A 17,295-nucleotide genomic window follows, 5' to 3' on the forward strand; every position below is an offset into this window, starting at 1 on the left:
TAAAAACCAAAGTTGTTTCTTCAACTTGTTTGTGTCCGTCGAAGACTTGCAGAACAGCACTTACCTCTCCTGCCCAAATACAAGTAGTTCCTTTAGGGCAACGCGAATCACTTTCAATCGTTTTTAAAACAAATTGAAACCCTTTTTTACTGCGACACACTTTTTGCTTGACAGTGATTACCTTTAGTTTAGCAGGCTTTAGGCTTTGAGCCAAAACTAAACTGCTAATCATCATAAAAAGGAATAGAATTGACTTTTTCATTTGTATTTATAGATTTGGTTCCTATGTAAATGTAGAAAACATTTAGCTCATTTTTTAAACCATTAAGAGCATTAAGATTCAAAAAGCCAAATGACACTTAATTTTCTAACCTAATGCCACATCCAATACCATCATCACAATAAATCCACCTATGAAACCTAAAGTAGCGATATCAGTATTTTTATCCTGTTGGGTTTCTGGAATTACCTCTTCAACAACCACAAAAATCATTGCGCCTGCGGCAAAAGCCAAAGCATAAGGTAAAATAGGGGTGAAAAAAGTAACAGCAAAAGCACCTAAAACAGCCGCAACAGGCTCCACTAAGGCAGATGACTGTCCGTAGAAAAAACTTTTCCAGCGGCTCATTCCCATACGTCGTAACGGCATTGCAACAGCAATTCCTTCGGGAAAGTTTTGAATCCCAATCCCAATTGCGAGTGTCAAAGCTGCTCCTATAGAAGCCTCAGGAATTCCGGCAGCAACACCACCAAACAAAACACCAACCGCCAAACCTTCGGGAATATTGTGCAGCGTAATTGCAGATACCAATAATGTGGTGCGTTGCCACGGCGACTTTACTCCTTCGGAAACTTTAAAATTAATGTGTAAATGAGGCAATACTTTGTCTATCCCAAAAATGAAAAGTGCACCAAGCGAAAAACCAAAAGCTGCAGGAATTACCTTTGCAAAACCTTCTCCGCCTGTCATTTCGATTGCTGGCGCCAATAAACTCCAAAAACTGGCTGCCACCATTACACCACCCGTAAAACCAAGCATACCATCAAGGACGGTCCGGTTCATAGTTTTGAATAAAAAAACAAACGAAGCACCTAATGCAGTTAAAAACCAAGTAAATAAACTGGCATAGAGCGCAGCCAAAATAGGATCAATACTGGTAAAATAATCAACTAACGATTCAAACATAATTATTGAATATAAATGTTACTAGCAATTTTATGAGATACGGTAATTTCATTCGAGCCCACACGAATGCGTAAAGAAGCATCGAAACTTTCTTTTTCTATAATTTCCATTTGAGAACCCAAAGCAATTTCTTGTTTGTCGAGGTATTTTAAAAAATCAGAGGAAGTATCTTTTACACCCACACAAATTCCGATTCTACCTTTTTCACATTCAGAAAGCAGTTGTTTTTCTATTTTAAGAATACGTCCCTGAGCATCTGGAATTGGGTCACCATGGGGATCTTCGGTTGGATTTCCTAAAAAATCATCCAGTTTATTGATGAGCTTTTCAGATTTGATGTGTTCTAATTGCTCCGCTAATTCGTGCACCTCATCCCAAGCAAAATCGAGTTTTTCGACTAGAAATGTTTCCCACAGACGGTGCTTTCGAACAATCATCTTAGCTGCTAACTTTCCTGTATCAGTTAGTGAAACTCCTTGGTACTTGATGTAATTGATGCAGTTCTTTTCGGCTAATTTCTTTAGCATATCAGTGACAGATGATGCTTTGGTGTTCATCTTTTCGGCGATAGCATTCGTACTCACTGCAGCATCTGCAATAGCAGAAAGATGGTATATCGTTTTTAAATAATTCTCTTCGGATAAAGTCATAACAAACAATTAACGCATGGCAACAACTTTTTTGCTCAAATGCATAAAAAGCACAAAACCTATGTAATGACAAACTTACACAAAAAAGTTAATATAAAAAATATTTTTAGACAAGTCTAAACTATAAAGAACAAGTTGGGCAAAGACCTGATAAGGTGAAATTAAAATCGTGTACCAAATAATTATCAGGAAGACTAAATACGGGCTTCACCTCATCAAGGCAAGTCACTGCCAGACATTTGGTACAACTGAAATGTATGTGATTGTGCGTATGAGAATGTTTTACGTCATGATCGTGCTCATGCTCATGATGGCAACTTGCATACTTTATGGTACCGTCATGATTTACAATTTTATGAATCACATCCTCGGATACCAAACGATCCAAAACACGGTAAATAGTAACCCGATCGCATACGTTTTGGCTTAACGCCTGAATTTCGGTATGTGATAAAGCCACGGATGCGTTTTTTATGATCTCTAAAATGGTTGTTTTTGCTGTGGTATTGCGGCTTGCTTTCATATTTTAAAATATATTAATGCAACATTGTTGCATTTAGATAAAAACCATACATTTGCAACTTTATTGCATTAATCAAAGATACAAGAAAATGAAAAAATTAACAGCCTTAGCTCCAGATTTTTTGGGTGTAACTAGCGCTATTTTGTGTTTAGTCCATTGTTTAGCATTGCCTATACTGAGTATGTTTCCAGTAATGGTCAATCACAATCCCTATTTTGATTTACTATTTGCCTGCATTGGCCTTTGCGCAGCCATACCCGCACTGCGCGACGGGAAGACGATTGTTGCAGTCCTTTTAACCAGCTCACTCGCCCTTCTATTCCTAAGTATTTTATTGGAAATCATTTTTAAAATCGAAACCCCACTAATTTACATTGGCGCTTCAGGAATCATAGCGGCACACTTACTAAATTTTATAAACCAAAAACACACATGAAAAAATTACCCGTAACTGTATTATCTGGTTTTCTCGGAGCCGGAAAAACAACCTTGTTGAATCACATTCTTCATAATAAAGAGGGCTTAAAAGTTGCTGTAATCGTAAACGATATGAGCGAAGTTAATATTGACGCCAATTTGGTCAAAGCCGAAAATACCTTATCCCGTACAGAGGAACGATTGGTCGAGATGAGTAATGGTTGTATTTGTTGCACCTTACGAGAGGACCTCATGATCGAAGTGGAAAAACTGGCCAGGGAAGATCGCTTTGATTACCTATTGATAGAAAGTTCGGGTATTAGCGAACCCATTCCAGTAGCTCAAACTTTTTCTTTTATTAACGAGGAAGAAAATATTGATTTATCTCATTTCAGCTACATAGATACGATGGTTACCGTAGTGGATGCCTTCAATTTCTTTAAAGATTTTGGTTCTGACCAAACCTTACAAACACAGAATTTATCTGATATTGAAAATGATAACAGAACCATCGTGAATTTACTAGTAGACCAAATTGAATTTGCAAATGTTATCATTCTAAACAAAACAGATTTGGTAAACGACAAAGAGCTCAAAACTCTAAAAGCAACCTTGCGTAAACTAAATGCAGGCGCTACATTGATAGAGTCACAGTTCGGACGAGTTCCTTTAAACGCAATTTTAAACACCCAATTGTTTAATTATGAAGAAGCTGAGACATCTGCAGGCTGGATTCGTGAACTAGAAGGATTTCATACCCCAGAAACAGAAGCATACGGCATCAATTCTTTCGTTTTTAGAGAAGAGAAACCTTTTCACCCAGACCGATTGTGGGAATTTCTTTTGGAACAATTTCCCCAATCTGTTATCAGAAGTAAGGGTCTTTTTTGGATTGCATCACGAGCAGACCAAGCCATCAATTGGAGCCAGGCAGGTGGATCCAGAAAGGCCGAAGAAGCTGGAGTATGGTGGGCAAGTATGCCTCTTGGCGAAAGATTAACCTTCGGAAATTTTGTAGAATTTCAAGATGTGATCGAAGAACGATGGACAGCAACGTTTGGCGATCGACTCAATGAACTCGTTTTTATTGGAATTGAAATGGACAAGGAGGCGCTACATACGCTCTTGCAAAACTGTATTTGTACTGATGAAGAAATACAATCACTTAAGCAAGGCACTTTTTTAGCTGCAGATTCCTTTCCATTGGCAAGAACAGCAACGCCTACAGCAACTTATGCAACTATGACTTAGCAATATTATTTCTTGAAAAAGGAGGGCTTTTGTTTACCATTTCACTTAAAAAAACTGTTTACAAAATATTTATTGCAACATTGTTGCGTTATTAAAAATAATAAATATATTTGCAACACAATTGCATTAACGAAATAGAAAATTAAACACCTTACTTCATGAACAATCGAAAGCAGCACTTTTTCAAATTTTTCGCCCTCGTTTTTTCGGCCTTAGTACTTAACTCCTGCTCCAATACTGACGATGTGGTTGCACCTACGAATGAAGGAGAGTTCATCACAACTGTTAGGTTACAATTTGTACCAACCACTGCTGGAAAAACCATTGTACTTGAGTACAAAGACCTTGATGGCGAAGGAGCTAATGCACCACAAATTAGTATTAGCAGTCCTTTTGAGCGATCTAAAACCTATAATGGTAGCATAACATTTAGAGACGATCTAGCTATACCGGCAATAGATATTACACCTGAGATAATAGCTGAAGCTACCGAACACCAAATGTTTTTTCAAACAACAGGTACATTGCAACCCTTTAGCTATTCTAAAAATCCAAGCAATTTTGATAAAAATGGGAAACCCCTAGGGCTCGAGTTTACATTTACCACGACCACTGCAGCAAGTGGCACTTTGAGAGCCAGCTTACGACACGGACCGAACAAAAATGCCTCAAATGTGGCTCTAGGCGACATTACCAATGCCGGTGGCGCAACAGATATTGAAGTTGATTTTCCAATCACAGTAGAATAGTAATTTTTAAAACTAAATAAAAAACAATAATGAAAAAATCTTTAGCCTATTTAGCAACGTTTGCAACTCTTGCTCTAGTCACACAATCCTGCTCGAATGACGACAACAACGATACAGTAGTTGACGAAAGCACAACTGAATTCAAACACCTACGCGTTTTAATTTCAGATGAAACCACAACAGCACTAACCTTGGTAAATCCACTACAAGGAAACAGCATTTCATTTGAAGCAAAACACCCTAAATCAGCTTTGTACACGAGTGCTTCTGGCCGTTTTGCAGGCATCATTCACCGCGAAAACAACTTAACAGAAACTTTCGATACTGGACTAGAGTTTCATGGTGATCATGTTGACATAAAAGGAACACCAAAATTTGGTGCACTAACAGGTATTTCATCAAAGCCAACACACTTTAAAAGTAATTTTGGAGAAATCCTAACCTTCAATGATGGTGATGGTACCTTAACAGTGGGTCTAGAGTCAGAAATCCACAAAAATGGCGCTACAATGAAAACCATTACCACCGGATTAAGAGCGCATCATGGTGCTATGGCTGTTTTTGCGAATGGCACATATGCTATTACTGAAAAAGACAATTCTATTCCTGGAACACTTCCTGAGCGAGTAAAAATAATTGACAAAACTGGTAAAGAATTATTTGCCTCTACTATTGCAACCAAAGGAATCCATGGCAATGCAGCAGATGGTGATCAAGCTGTTTTTGGTTCGTCAAGCGGGATTTTGGTGGTAAAAAACAATGGAGAACAAAGTTTAATTCCACATCCTGAAGGTTTTGGAACTGCATGGTTTGGAACAATACTTGAAACCAACACCAAAGGCAAATTTGTTGGGTATACCGCTGCAAAAGGCGCGTACTTGATCGATGTTATTGCTAAAACAGTTAAACCAATAATTGAAAATACCGATATCATGCAATGTAAAGTAAGCTACGACAATAGTAAACTTGGCATCTTATTGCATTCAGGAAATTTTATTTCGTACGACTTAAATACACTCACTGTAGCTGCAACTGAAAGAAATATCATTGCGCCAACTTTAAAAACAGCAACGCAAAAACCACAAATGGAATTCACGCAGCGATTTGTTTATATCACTGCACCTGCAACGGGCGAATTATGGATGGCCAACATTAAAAATAATAATGACATTAAAAAAATAAAAGTATCAAACACACCATTTCGTCTCACTTTAATGGGATTCGAAAACAATGGCGACCATTAAATAAGTTTATAAATCCCTATAGTTTTGGTTAATTTGGGGGAACTAAGCGGTTTGTTTTTAAACAAATCGCTTTTTTAATAAATTATTTTTTAGCTTTGTCTAAATTTATATTTTTATAAAATGAAAAATACAATTGTAATAAGCATGCTGTTGCTATTTTTTATCGGCTACAGCCAAAACAAAAAAAGCGTCTCGGGTAAGATAACTTCTAACAACCAACCGATACCTGGCGCAACAGTTTCCTTGCTAAAAACCACTTTCGTCACTCAAACCGATAGTTTAGGACAGTATTTTTTTTCTGAAATTCCAAATGGTAATTACACCATTCAAGTAATAGCAAACGGTTTTCAAACAAAAAACAAAAACGTCAACATAAAAGATGAGCAAGAAATTATACTTAATTTTGCACTTGAAAATACTGAAAATCAACTAGACGAAGTAGTAGTTTCAGGCACACTTAAACCCGTAAAAAGGTTAGAAAACCCCGTTCCTGTTGAGATTATTTCGGCTCCTTTTTTAAAACAAAACCCAACCAGCAATGTCTTGGATGCCTTACAAAACGTAAATGGTTTACGACCTCAAAACAATTGCAATGTGTGTAATACGGGTGACATTCGCATTAACGGACTTGACGGCCCTTACACCATGGTCACTATTGACGGGATGCCTATTGTGAGTGCTCTCGGTACTGTTTACGGGCTTTCAGGCATTCCAAATGCCATGATTGATAAAATAGAAGTGGTCAAAGGCGCGGCATCTACACTGTATGGCAGCGAGGCAGTAGGCGGTTTAATTAACATTATTACTAAAAAACCGTTCGCAGTTCCTTTATTTACAGCCGATGTTTTTACTACATCTTGGCTCGAAACGAATGTTGACCTTGGTTATAAAACCAATATTGGCTCCAAGGCTACAGCCCTATTTGGTGTAAATTATTTCACTTACAACAATCCCATTGACAACAACAATGACAATTTTACCGATGTTTCTTTGCAAAACAGAGGTTCTTTTTTCTCTAAAATAAACATCAACAGAGCTTCTAAAAAAGAGTTTAGCCTTGTATCTCGTTACCTTTATGAAGATCGCTGGGGCGGAGAAATGCAATGGAACAAGAGTTTTAGAGGCGGAGACCAAGTGTATGGCGAAAGCATTTACACTTCGCGCTACGAATTTCTAGGGAAATACGAGCTTCCCGTAGCCGAAAAAATGTTCTTTCAATTTTCGGTTATTGGTCATGACCAAAACTCCGTTTATGGAAATGCTACTTTTTTGGCCAATCAGAAAATAGCATTTGGCCAATTCATTTGGGACAAAAACTGGAGCAACCACTCGGTTCTTTTTGGTACGGCACTTCGATATCAATTTTATAATGACAACACGCCCGCAACGGCAACAGCGAATCATTCTAAAATTTACAGTGCTTTTGCTCAAGATGAAATCACCCACAACGAAAAAACCAGCACACTAATTGGCTTACGTTATGATTACAATGACAATCACGGCTCCATTTTTACACCTCGTTTTGCATTTAAATTCAAACCAACGCCAACAGATATCTTACGATTCAATTTTGGAACGGGTTTTAGAATCGTAAACCTTTTTACCGAAGATCATCAAGCTTTGTCTGGCGCTCGAGAAGTCGTGATACAATCTAATTTAAAACCAGAAACCTCATACAACCTGAACTTAAATTATCTGAAAAAATTCAAATTGACCAATGCGGGCGTACTTAATCTTGAACTTGCGTCTTGGTACACTTATTTCACCAACCGAATTTTTGCAAATTACGACATCAACCCGAATCAAATAATTTATGATAATTTAAACGGCAACTCCACTATTTTCGGACTCAGCGCCAATGCTGATTGGGTTAGCCCGTTTGGACTCAAAGCTAACATTGGGACTAGCTACTTTGATGCCATGACAACACAAGACGGTATTAGTTTGAGACCATTATTTACAGAAAGATACAGCCTAAACTGGGGCTTAAGTTATGATATTTCAAACTGGTTTTTATCTTTTGATTTTACAGGAAATCTAACTGGACCCATGCGTTTGCCTTTGCTAAGCGAACTTGATCCACGTCGTGAAATTTCTAAACCATACAGCATTCAGAATATACAAATGACTTTCAAAAAAATTCATAATCTAGAGTTGTACACTGGTGTCAAAAACCTACTTAATTGGACACCCAATCGCGGTAATCCCTTCTTAATAGCCCGCGCCAATGATCCTTTTGATTCCAATGTACAAGTTGACAATTCGGGAGCGGTAATCCCTACGGCTGATAATCCATTCGCACTCACTTTTGACCCTACTTATGCGTACGGACCCAATCAAGGAAGACGTTTTTTTATAGGTCTGCGATATCATTTTGATTAATTTTTTGGTCTTAAAGTTGTATTTTTGAGCCATGAAACACTACGACTATATTTTTACTGGCGCGGGACTATCGGCTTTAATGACAGTTTACAAAATGATTCAATCAGGATCGTTTGCGGATAAAAGTATTTTGTTACTGGATGAAAACTCCAAAAAAACCAATGATAGAACCTGGTGTTTCTGGAAAACAACCGATTCACTTTGGGAACCAGCTATTTCTAAAAAATGGGATTCGGCTTTGTTTGCCAATGCAGCTTTTCGCAGGGATTTAGACTTGCAACCGTATCACTACAATATGGTGAAAGGACTTGATTTTTACAACCAAGTTTTTGATTTGCTTTCGAAACAAATAAACGTCACTTTCTTGAATCAGAAAGTCTTGACTATTGAAGAATCCGAAACTATAATTTTGGTACAAACAGAAAGCGAATCTTTTTCGTGCGCGAAATTATTCAATAGTATTTACCACAGACAAAAGGCAGAAAATCAGAAAAAATATCCTGTTCTACAACAGCATTTTATAGGTTGGTTTATCAAAAGTGAGCAAGCTGTTTTCAATAATGAGCAAGCCACGTTCATGGATTTTTCGGTAGCACAAAAAGGAAATACTCGTTTTATGTACGTGTTGCCCACTTCAAAAACCGAAGCTTTACTGGAATACACTTTGTTTTCGCACCAACATTTAAAAAAAGAGGAATACGAAAACGAAATCCAACAATACATTCAAAAACTAGGGATTACGAACTATGAAATTGTTGAAAAAGAACAAGGCAGCATCCCGATGACGTGTTATCCTTTTTGGAAATCGAACACTAAAAACGTCATCAACATTGGTACTTCTGGCGGTTGGACCAAGGCAAGCACGGGTTACACTTTCAAAAATTCTGATAAAAAATCAACTGAATTGGTTGCCTTTTTACAAAGAGAAACCGACTTTACTAAATTTCATAAAAAAAACAAATTCTGGTTTTATGATTTGCTGTTGTTAGACATTTTAGACCGCAAAAACGAATTGGGTTCGCACATTTTTTCTTCGATGTTCAAAAAAGGAAATCCAGCGGTGATCTTTAAATTTTTGGATGAAGAAACTTCACTAAAAGAAGATATTCAGGTGATTTTAAAATGTCCGAAAATGTTGTTTATCAAAGCCATTTTTCACGTGGCCGCCAAAGCCCTAAAATAACAATCAAACTATAACAAAACTTTATAATTGAAGTTCTGTTCTTGAATGTAAACTTTGTAACTTTGCAGGACTTAATTACTAATGATTTAAAATAAAAGATATGTATCCAGAAGAAATGGTAAAACCAATGCAAGCAGAACTTACTGCAGCAGGTTTTCAAGATTTACATAGTGCCGAAGCAGTAGAAAACGCATTAAAAGCAGAAGGAACAACGCTTGTAGTTGTAAACTCGGTTTGTGGTTGTGCTGCGCGTAATGCACGCCCAGGAGCAAAAATGAGTTTAGAAGGTGGTAAAAAACCAGATCAATTAATTACTGTTTTTGCAGGAGTTGATAAAGATGCAGTTGATGCTGCAAGACAACACATGTTCCCTTTTCCACCATCATCGCCAAGTATGGCTTTGTTCAAAAACGGAGAATTAGTGCACATGCTAGAGCGTCACCACATTGAAGGTCGCCCAGCAGAACTAATTGCTGAAAACCTAAGAGACGCTTTCAACGAGTATTGCTAATACCTGTCAAAGTATAGAATTTAAAACCACGTTTCGGCGTGGTTTTTTTATTTGGAGCGGTTCAATTCGTTGATTCTCTTGACTATTATCAAGTATTATGGTTCAATTTTTTTGACAAAATAGAAAACGATATAACAAAAAAATAAGTAATTTTAGACACATTAGGAATAATTAAACATAAATAAGCTATGATATCCGCAGAAACGGCAAATGAGTCTCTAAAAAAAATTGAAAATCTTGATCTAATATTAAATAAATTATCTGTTCACTACTCAGAAGTTAAAAAAATTGCAATTTCAAGAGAAGACATTTTTGATGCAATATTCCTTTCATTAAAAGATAAATTTGAATGGGAATACCCTCTTGATTTTTGGGATTTAGAAATTAAATATGAAGAAGCAAAGAATATAATATCTAACTTTGATTTTAAAACTGTACTTTTTAAGATAGCTACAGATGAGGACATTATACCAAAGGACTTATTGACTCACTATAAAGTCAAGATTAAATCAAAAGGTTTAATCTGGCTAATCCATAAAAATGATGCGGATCCTTTCCCTTCATTACCTCATGCACATGAATATAATAGCGGTATAAAGTTGGATTTTAAAAATGGTAATTGTTACCGAAAGAAAGAGCTTATTTTTACAATAAAAAAGAAAGACTTACTCGAAATACGAAAACAAGCTAGTAAAAATTTTGACTTGCCTGATCTACAGTATTAGACAAACTCTTCTAAAATCAATCATTTCAAAAGAGATTACTTTCAAAAGTCAGCCAACAAAAATAACTATTTTATTCTACTAAACTTGTCACTCTGACTAACGAAGGATCTCATTAGGTTGCTCAACAAATAAAGATTCTTTCTTCGTCAGAATAACAAAATTACCGCAAAAATAATTCGTACCACAATATGTCACTCTGACGAAGGAAGAGTCTCCACAAATTGCTCACCAATCAAAGATTACTCCGCTGATTCTCTAGCACTCGAGTCTTCGTTCCTAAGAAAGATAAAATAATTGCAAAATGCCTTTTTAACCAAAACTCCCCTAGCCCAGATTGCAGCGGCATCCTCTTGTTGTAGCGATAGCGAAAACAAGAGATATAGCGGAAAGCTGGAAATAGCTCCAAGAAAAACAAACCATTGAGACTTTAAGAAAAACTAAGCATCTATTTATTGATTGCAAACCTTAGTCCCTTCAAAACTTTGCGCCTTTGGACCTTTTTGACTACTTTTGCAAAAAATACATTTCTCACTTAAACTGTTTATAGCATGCAACTGTACAACACCTTAAGCGCAGAGGAAAGAGCCATCATGATTGATGATGCCGGAAAACAAAGACTCACTTTGTCGTTCTATGCTTATGCGCAAATTCAAGATCCCACTCAATTTCGTAATGATTTATTCCGCGCTTGGAATCCTTTGGATGTTTTAGGCCGAATTTATGTAGCCAAAGAAGGAATCAATGCACAATTATCATTGCCTGCCGATAATTTTTATGCCTTCAAAGATACCGTTGAAGCGTACGATTTCATGAAAGGGATGCGCTTGAATATTGCGGTAGAGCATGACGATCACTCGTTTTTGAAACTAACGATTAAGGTGCGTGACAAAATTGTTGCCGATGGTTTGAACGATGAAACTTTTGATGTAACCAACATAGGTGTGCACCTAAAAGCGAAAGAATTCAACGAAATTCTAGATGATCCTAACACAATTGTAGTCGATTTTAGAAACCATTACGAGAGTGAAATTGGCTATTTTAAAGGCGCTATCACTCCTGATGTAGATACGTTTAGAGAGTCGTTGCCAATTATTAATGAGCAATTAAAAGACTTTAAGGAAGATAAAAACTTGGTGATGTATTGCACGGGCGGCATACGTTGCGAAAAAGCATCGGCTTACTTTAAACACCAAGGTTTTAAGAATGTTTTTCAGCTGGAAGGTGGTATTATCAACTACGCCAAGCAAATAAAAGAAGAAAATCTAGAGAGCAAATTTATAGGTAAAAACTTTGTCTTTGATCACCGCTTGGGAGAACGCATTACAGATGATATTGTTTCGCAATGCCATCAATGTGGTGCGCCTTGTGATGTACATACCAATTGTGAAAATGAGGGTTGCCACTTGCTTTTTATTCAGTGTGATTCTTGCAAAGAAAAAATGCAAGGTTGTTGTTCGGTTGAATGTGTGACTGTAATTCACTTGCCTGAAGAAGAGCAAAAAGCCATTCGCAGAGGAATAAAAAACGGAAATAAGATTTTCAAAAAAGGAAAATCAGATAAGTTACTTTTTAAAAACAATGCCGATCCGTTAGCAGCTATTCCCGACTTGAGTGAATTAGCAAAAAGAAAGCCGATTGCAAAAAAAGCCGTAAAAATCAAGAAAGAATATTTGGGTAAAGGCGCTCACTTTTTCCCAAAATCCAACATTGGTCAGTTTTTAATTGAAGAAAATGAATTGAAAATTGGCGATAGTGTAATGATAAAAGGCAGCACTACCGGAGAACAAATTTTAACCATTGAGGAAATGATGGTGAACGGAACGGCGCAACAAAAAGCTATTGCTGGAGATACTTGTACTTTCAAATTACCTTTCAGAATTAGGTTATCAGACAAACTATACCGCATTGTAGAGTAACTCAACTGCCGTAAAACAAACAAAACCAACCCATTGCAACTCCATTTGCAGTGGGTTTTTTAGTATAATTTTATGAGTGATTGCGCCAAATTGGCGTTGTTGCATAAAATTAAAAAATACTATCTTTACAAATTAAACGTTTTAAGAACTTAAGTTGTGCTTGTCACAACACTACATATACGATTATGGCATGTACAAGTTGTTCAACCTCTGATGGTGGCGCACCAAAGGGTTGCAAAAATAATGGGACTTGCGGCACCGATAGCTGCAATAAATTGACGGTTTTTGATTGGCTTTCGAATATGAGTTTGCCTAACGGCGAAGCCCCTTTTGACTGTGTCGAAGTACGTTTCAAAAACGGTCGTAAAGAATTTTATCGCAATACTGAAAAACTTACTTTGAGCATTGGTGATATTGTTGCTACAGTAGCATCACCTGGTCACGACATTGGTATTGTTACTTTAACAGGAGAGTTGGTTCGTATTCAAATGAAGAAAAAAGGAGCCAACCCAAACAGCAATGAAATTCCGAAAATTTACCGTAAAGCATCTCAAAAAGATATTGATATTTGGTCTGCAGCACGCGACCGCGAAGAGCCAATGAAGGTTCGCGCACGTGAATTGGCCATTGCTCAAAAACTGGAAATGAAAATTTCGGATATTGAATTTCAAGGAGATGGATCAAAAGCTACTTTTTACTATACAGCAAACGATCGAATCGATTTTAGAGCATTAATCAAAGATTTTGCTAAAGAATTCAGCACCCGTATTGAAATGAAACAAGTAGGTTTCCGTCAAGAAGCAGCTCGTTTGGGCGGAATTGGCTCTTGCGGAAGAGAGTTGTGTTGCTCTACTTGGTTAACTGATTTTAGAAGTGTAAACACCTCTGCAGCACGTTACCAACAACTGTCCTTGAACCCTCAAAAACTTGCAGGGCAATGTGGTAAATTGAAATGTTGCTTGAACTATGAGCTAGACACTTACATGGATGCTTTGAAGCATTTTCCTGATTTTGAAACAAAATTAAGCACCGAAAAAGGGGATGCTATTTGCCAAAAACAAGATATTTTCAAAGGATTGATGTGGTTTGCCTATACCAACAATTTTTCGAATTGGCATGTACTAAAAATTGATCAAGTCAAAGAAATTATTGCTGAGAATAAGCTTAAAAATAAAGTGTCATCACTGGAAGATTATGCTATTGAGGTTATTGTGGAGCCAGAGAAAAACTTTAACAATGCCATGGGTCAAGAAAGTTTAACACGTTTTGACCAACCAAAAGGCAAGAAAAAGAACAACCGCAAGCGTAAACCAAATCCGGAGAACGCTATTGTTGCCAATGGAGGACCTAAACCACCACGCCCTAAAAACAACAATAACAAACCACAAAACGCAAACAAACCAGCCAATACCAACAAACCAGCACCTGCTGACAAGAAACCAGCAGGCCCTAGAAAACCAATAATTATTACTAAAAATGTGGATAAAAAATAGTGCGTTTTTTTTATTAGCAGTCTTACTTCTTGCCTCTTGTGATGAGAAAAGAAGTTTTGACGAATATAAATCTGTCGGTCCAGCTTGGCACAAAGACAGTACCGTAACCTTTGCTATTCCGGCTCTTGATTCGACCAAGAGATACAACTTGTTTGTCAATTTAAGAGCCAACAACAACTACCAATACAACAATTTGTTTTTGATTGTTGCTATGGAATTACCTAACGGATTTACAAAAGTGGACACGTTAGAGTACGAAATGGCCGATGTTGACGGAACACTTTTGGGTGATGGATTTTCAGACGTGAAAGAAAGTAAACTTTTTTACAAAGAAAACGTGCGCCTGCGTTCAAAATACAAAGTACATATCAAACAAGCAGTTCGCGAAAACGGAAAAGTTCCCGGAGTTACAGCACTTAACGGAATTACAGATGTAGGTTTTAGAATCGAAAAAAAAGAATAAAATAGTTTTATGGCAATCAAAAAAAATAACACTAGCACAAAAAGCGAGATTAAGGACGTCGCTTACTACCAAAAGAAATTTTGGAAAATTTTCTTTATCGGATTAGGAAGTATTGGTTTGTTCTTCCTATTTGCCTCTTGGGGACTTTTTGGCTCTATGCCATCATTTGAGGATTTAGAAAATCCAGATTCTAACTTAGCCACCGAAGTCATCTCGGCTGACGGAGTAGTTATTGGAAAATATTTTGAAAAAAACAGATCGCAATTAAAGTATTCTGATTTACCAAAAAACCTAGTTCAAGCCCTTGTTGCTACTGAGGATGCTCGTTTTTATGATCACTCTGGTATTGACGGTCGTGGTACTCTTAGAGCTATTTTTAGCCTAGGAACTAGCGGTGGAGCAAGTACGTTGACACAACAACTTGCTAAACAATTATTTCACGGGGAAGGTTCAAAGTTTCTTCCTTTTCGAATTGTACAAAAAATCAAAGAATGGATTATTGCAATTCGTTTAGAAAGACAATACACTAAAAATGAAATTATTGCCATGTATTGCAACGTATATGACTTTGGAAACAATTCAGTTGGAGTAAGTTCTGCAGCTAAAACGTATTTTTCTAAGGAGCCAAAGGACTTAACCATAAGTGAGTCGGCAATATTAGTGGGAATGTTCAAAAACTCTGGTTTGTACAATCCTGTTCGCAATCCGCAAGGTGTAAAAAACCGTCGCAATGTGGTGATTTTGCAAATGCAAAAAGCCGATATCATTTCGGAAAATGAAAAAGTAAGATTACAAAGTTTACCAATTAAATTGAACTTTAAACTCGAGACTCATAAAGACGGAACTGCAACTTATTTTAGAGAATATTTGCGTGATTACATGAAAAAATGGGTAGAAGAGAATAAAAAGCCAGACGGATCGGATTACGATATTTACAAAGATGGTCTTAAAATTTATACTACTATTGATTCAAGAATGCAGTTGCACGCCGAAGAAGCTGTAAAAGCGCACATGGCCAACTTGCAAGAGGAGTTTTTTAACCAATCTAAAGACAACAAAAACGCTCCTTTTGTTAATATTTCTGCTGTAGAAACGCAAAAAATTATCAACCAAGCTATGAAATCCTCTAGCCGTTGGTCGGTAATGAAATCAATGGATAAAACCGATGACGAAATCATAAAATCTTTTAGCGAAAAGACCAAAATGAAAGTCTTTACCTGGAAAGGCGAGCGCGATACCATCATGACGCCTCTTGATTCTATCCGTTACTACAAACACTTTTTACAATCAGGATTGATGGCTATGGAGCCACAAACCGGAAACATCAAAGCTTGGGTAGGCGGTATTAATTACAAATATTTCCAGTACGACCACGTAGGTCAAGGAGCTAGGCAAGTAGGATCTACCTTTAAACCGTTCGTTTACGCTACAGCAATCGAACAGTTGAATATGTCACCTTGCGACTCAATTGTGGATGGTCCGTTCATGATTCGTAAAGGGCGTCACCACGTAACCGAAGATTGGGAACCAAAAAACTCTGACAACAAATACCGCGGAATGGTAACCTTAAAAAGAGGTTTGGCCAACTCAATCAATACTGTATCTGCAAAATTAATAGACAAAGTTGGTCCTGAAGCTGTTATCGATTTAACGCATAAGCTAGGAGTGAAATCTGAGATTGTAACGCAACCTTCTATTGCCTTAGGAGCGGTAGAAATCACCGTTCAAGACATGGTTGCGGCTTACAGTACTTTCGCTAATCAAGGCGTGTATGTAAAACCACAATTCATCACCAAAATTGAAGATAAAAGTGGTGTTGTAATTTATGAGCCTATTCCAGAATCACATGATGTATTGAACAAAGACATTGCGTACGCAGTGGTGAAATTACTAGAAGGAGTAACCGAAGGCGGTTCAGGTGACCGTTTGCGTACCACTGGAGGTGGGAATGGAGACAACCGCTGGACGGGTTATCCATACTCATTTAGAAACCCAATTGCTGGAAAAACAGGAACTACACAAAATCAATCTGATGGTTGGTTTATGGGAATGGTACCTAACTTAGTTACTGGAGTTTGGGTGGGTTGCGAAGACCGTTCGGCTCGTTTCAAAAGTATCACTTATGGTCAAGGAGCTACGGCAGCTTTACCAGTTTGGGGTTATTTCATGAAACTTTGTTACGAAGATCCAGCGCTCAAAGTATCCAAAGAACCTTTTGAAAGACCGGCTAACTTATCTATCAAAGTAGATTGTTATGTTCCGAAAAAAGTAGTAGATACAACTGCTGTAGAGCAAGATACAGAAGAATTTGAATTGTAAAATTTTCCTTTGGAGCCAATCCAGCTATACGTTGCAATCTTTTTAAAAGCTATGAAAAATCGCTTTCAAAAAGGATTTCCACTATTATCTGGGCTAGGGTATTCGTACTTAAAACTCAACTCATCAATAGAATAAAATTCGATAAATAGCACCTTATTTTTATGATTAACAAAAAAGTAAATACCGTTCAAGATGCACTTCAAGGCATTGAAAATGGCATGACTATCATGCTAGGCGGTTTTGGATTATGTGGAATTCCAGAAAATAGTATTGCCGAATTGGT

Annotated in this window: 16 protein-coding genes and 1 pseudogene; 13 read left to right on the forward strand and 4 right to left on the reverse strand. The window is 37.2% G+C overall.

What is annotated here, in order from left to right:
* The 4 genes and pseudogenes from KBJ98_RS14740 to KBJ98_RS14755 form a co-directional block, all read right to left on the reverse strand.
* Nucleotides 1-262: pseudogene (locus tag KBJ98_RS14740) on the reverse strand (hypothetical protein); the annotation flags it as partial.
* A gap of 105 nt (nucleotides 263-367) precedes the next feature.
* Nucleotides 368-1,186 carry a ZIP family metal transporter gene (locus KBJ98_RS14745; protein WP_210791792.1) on the reverse strand — a complete coding sequence of 273 codons (819 nt, stop codon included), beginning with the start codon at nucleotides 1,184-1,186 and terminating at the stop codon, nucleotides 368-370.
* 2 nt (nucleotides 1,187-1,188) lie between these two features.
* The gene (locus tag KBJ98_RS14750; protein WP_210791794.1) at nucleotides 1,189-1,836 is read right to left on the reverse strand and encodes a metal-dependent transcriptional regulator; all 648 of its coding nucleotides are present in this window, start codon (nucleotides 1,834-1,836) and stop codon (nucleotides 1,189-1,191) included.
* A gap of 121 nt (nucleotides 1,837-1,957) precedes the next feature.
* Nucleotides 1,958-2,359 carry a Fur family transcriptional regulator gene (locus KBJ98_RS14755; RefSeq protein ID WP_166132551.1) on the reverse strand — a complete coding sequence of 134 codons (402 nt, stop codon included), beginning with the start codon at nucleotides 2,357-2,359 and terminating at the stop codon, nucleotides 1,958-1,960.
* Between the two features lie 88 nt (nucleotides 2,360-2,447).
* Between KBJ98_RS14755 and KBJ98_RS14760 the strand changes: the two genes are divergently transcribed.
* From KBJ98_RS14760 to KBJ98_RS14820, 13 genes are all read left to right on the forward strand, one after another.
* On the forward strand, nucleotides 2,448-2,795 hold the full coding sequence (locus KBJ98_RS14760) for a MerC domain-containing protein (protein WP_210791796.1): 348 nt from the start codon (nucleotides 2,448-2,450) through the stop codon (nucleotides 2,793-2,795).
* The gene (locus tag KBJ98_RS14765) at nucleotides 2,792-4,027 is read left to right on the forward strand and encodes a GTP-binding protein (RefSeq protein WP_210791798.1); all 1,236 of its coding nucleotides are present in this window, start codon (nucleotides 2,792-2,794) and stop codon (nucleotides 4,025-4,027) included. Before KBJ98_RS14760 ends, KBJ98_RS14765 begins: the two co-directional genes overlap by 4 nt.
* A 158-nt stretch (nucleotides 4,028-4,185) precedes the next feature.
* Complete coding sequence (locus tag KBJ98_RS14770; RefSeq protein WP_210791800.1) at nucleotides 4,186-4,776, forward strand: type 1 periplasmic binding fold superfamily protein; 591 nt, start codon at nucleotides 4,186-4,188, stop codon at nucleotides 4,774-4,776.
* Nucleotides 4,777-4,805: 29 nt separating this feature from the next.
* The gene (locus KBJ98_RS14775) at nucleotides 4,806-6,020 is read left to right on the forward strand and encodes a hypothetical protein (protein WP_210791801.1); all 1,215 of its coding nucleotides are present in this window, start codon (nucleotides 4,806-4,808) and stop codon (nucleotides 6,018-6,020) included.
* A gap of 120 nt (nucleotides 6,021-6,140) precedes the next feature.
* On the forward strand, nucleotides 6,141-8,402 hold the full coding sequence (locus KBJ98_RS14780; protein WP_210791803.1) for a TonB-dependent receptor: 2,262 nt from the start codon (nucleotides 6,141-6,143) through the stop codon (nucleotides 8,400-8,402).
* A gap of 31 nt (nucleotides 8,403-8,433) precedes the next feature.
* On the forward strand, nucleotides 8,434-9,585 hold the full coding sequence (locus KBJ98_RS14785) for a lycopene cyclase family protein (RefSeq protein WP_210791806.1): 1,152 nt from the start codon (nucleotides 8,434-8,436) through the stop codon (nucleotides 9,583-9,585).
* Nucleotides 9,586-9,685: 100 nt separating this feature from the next.
* On the forward strand, nucleotides 9,686-10,096 hold the full coding sequence (locus KBJ98_RS14790) for a BrxA/BrxB family bacilliredoxin (RefSeq protein WP_114753830.1): 411 nt from the start codon (nucleotides 9,686-9,688) through the stop codon (nucleotides 10,094-10,096).
* A gap of 188 nt (nucleotides 10,097-10,284) precedes the next feature.
* Entirely contained in the window at nucleotides 10,285-10,821 is a 537-nt protein-coding gene (locus tag KBJ98_RS14795) for a hypothetical protein (RefSeq protein WP_210791808.1), read from the forward strand.
* A gap of 548 nt (nucleotides 10,822-11,369) precedes the next feature.
* On the forward strand, nucleotides 11,370-12,737 hold the full coding sequence (gene trhO, locus KBJ98_RS14800) for an oxygen-dependent tRNA uridine(34) hydroxylase TrhO (protein WP_210791810.1): 1,368 nt from the start codon (nucleotides 11,370-11,372) through the stop codon (nucleotides 12,735-12,737).
* Nucleotides 12,738-12,922: 185 nt separating this feature from the next.
* Entirely contained in the window at nucleotides 12,923-14,230 is a 1,308-nt protein-coding gene (locus tag KBJ98_RS14805) for a PSP1 domain-containing protein (RefSeq protein WP_210791812.1), read from the forward strand.
* Nucleotides 14,214-14,693, forward strand: a complete 480-nt coding sequence (locus tag KBJ98_RS14810) for a gliding motility lipoprotein GldH (RefSeq protein ID WP_166132559.1) — start codon at nucleotides 14,214-14,216, stop codon at nucleotides 14,691-14,693. The genes KBJ98_RS14805 and KBJ98_RS14810 overlap by 17 nt, the downstream gene beginning before the upstream one ends.
* Nucleotides 14,694-14,702: 9 nt before the next feature.
* Complete coding sequence (locus KBJ98_RS14815; protein WP_210791814.1) at nucleotides 14,703-17,012, forward strand: penicillin-binding protein 1A; 2,310 nt, start codon at nucleotides 14,703-14,705, stop codon at nucleotides 17,010-17,012.
* Between the two features lie 161 nt (nucleotides 17,013-17,173).
* Nucleotides 17,174-17,295, forward strand: a 122-nt coding sequence (locus KBJ98_RS14820) for a CoA-transferase (RefSeq protein WP_317192504.1), incomplete at its 3' end; no start/stop codon positions are given.

The organism is Flavobacterium erciyesense (genome assembly GCF_018069925.1).
In the GTDB taxonomy this organism is placed as follows: Bacteria; Bacteroidota; Bacteroidia; order Flavobacteriales; family Flavobacteriaceae; genus Flavobacterium; species Flavobacterium erciyesense.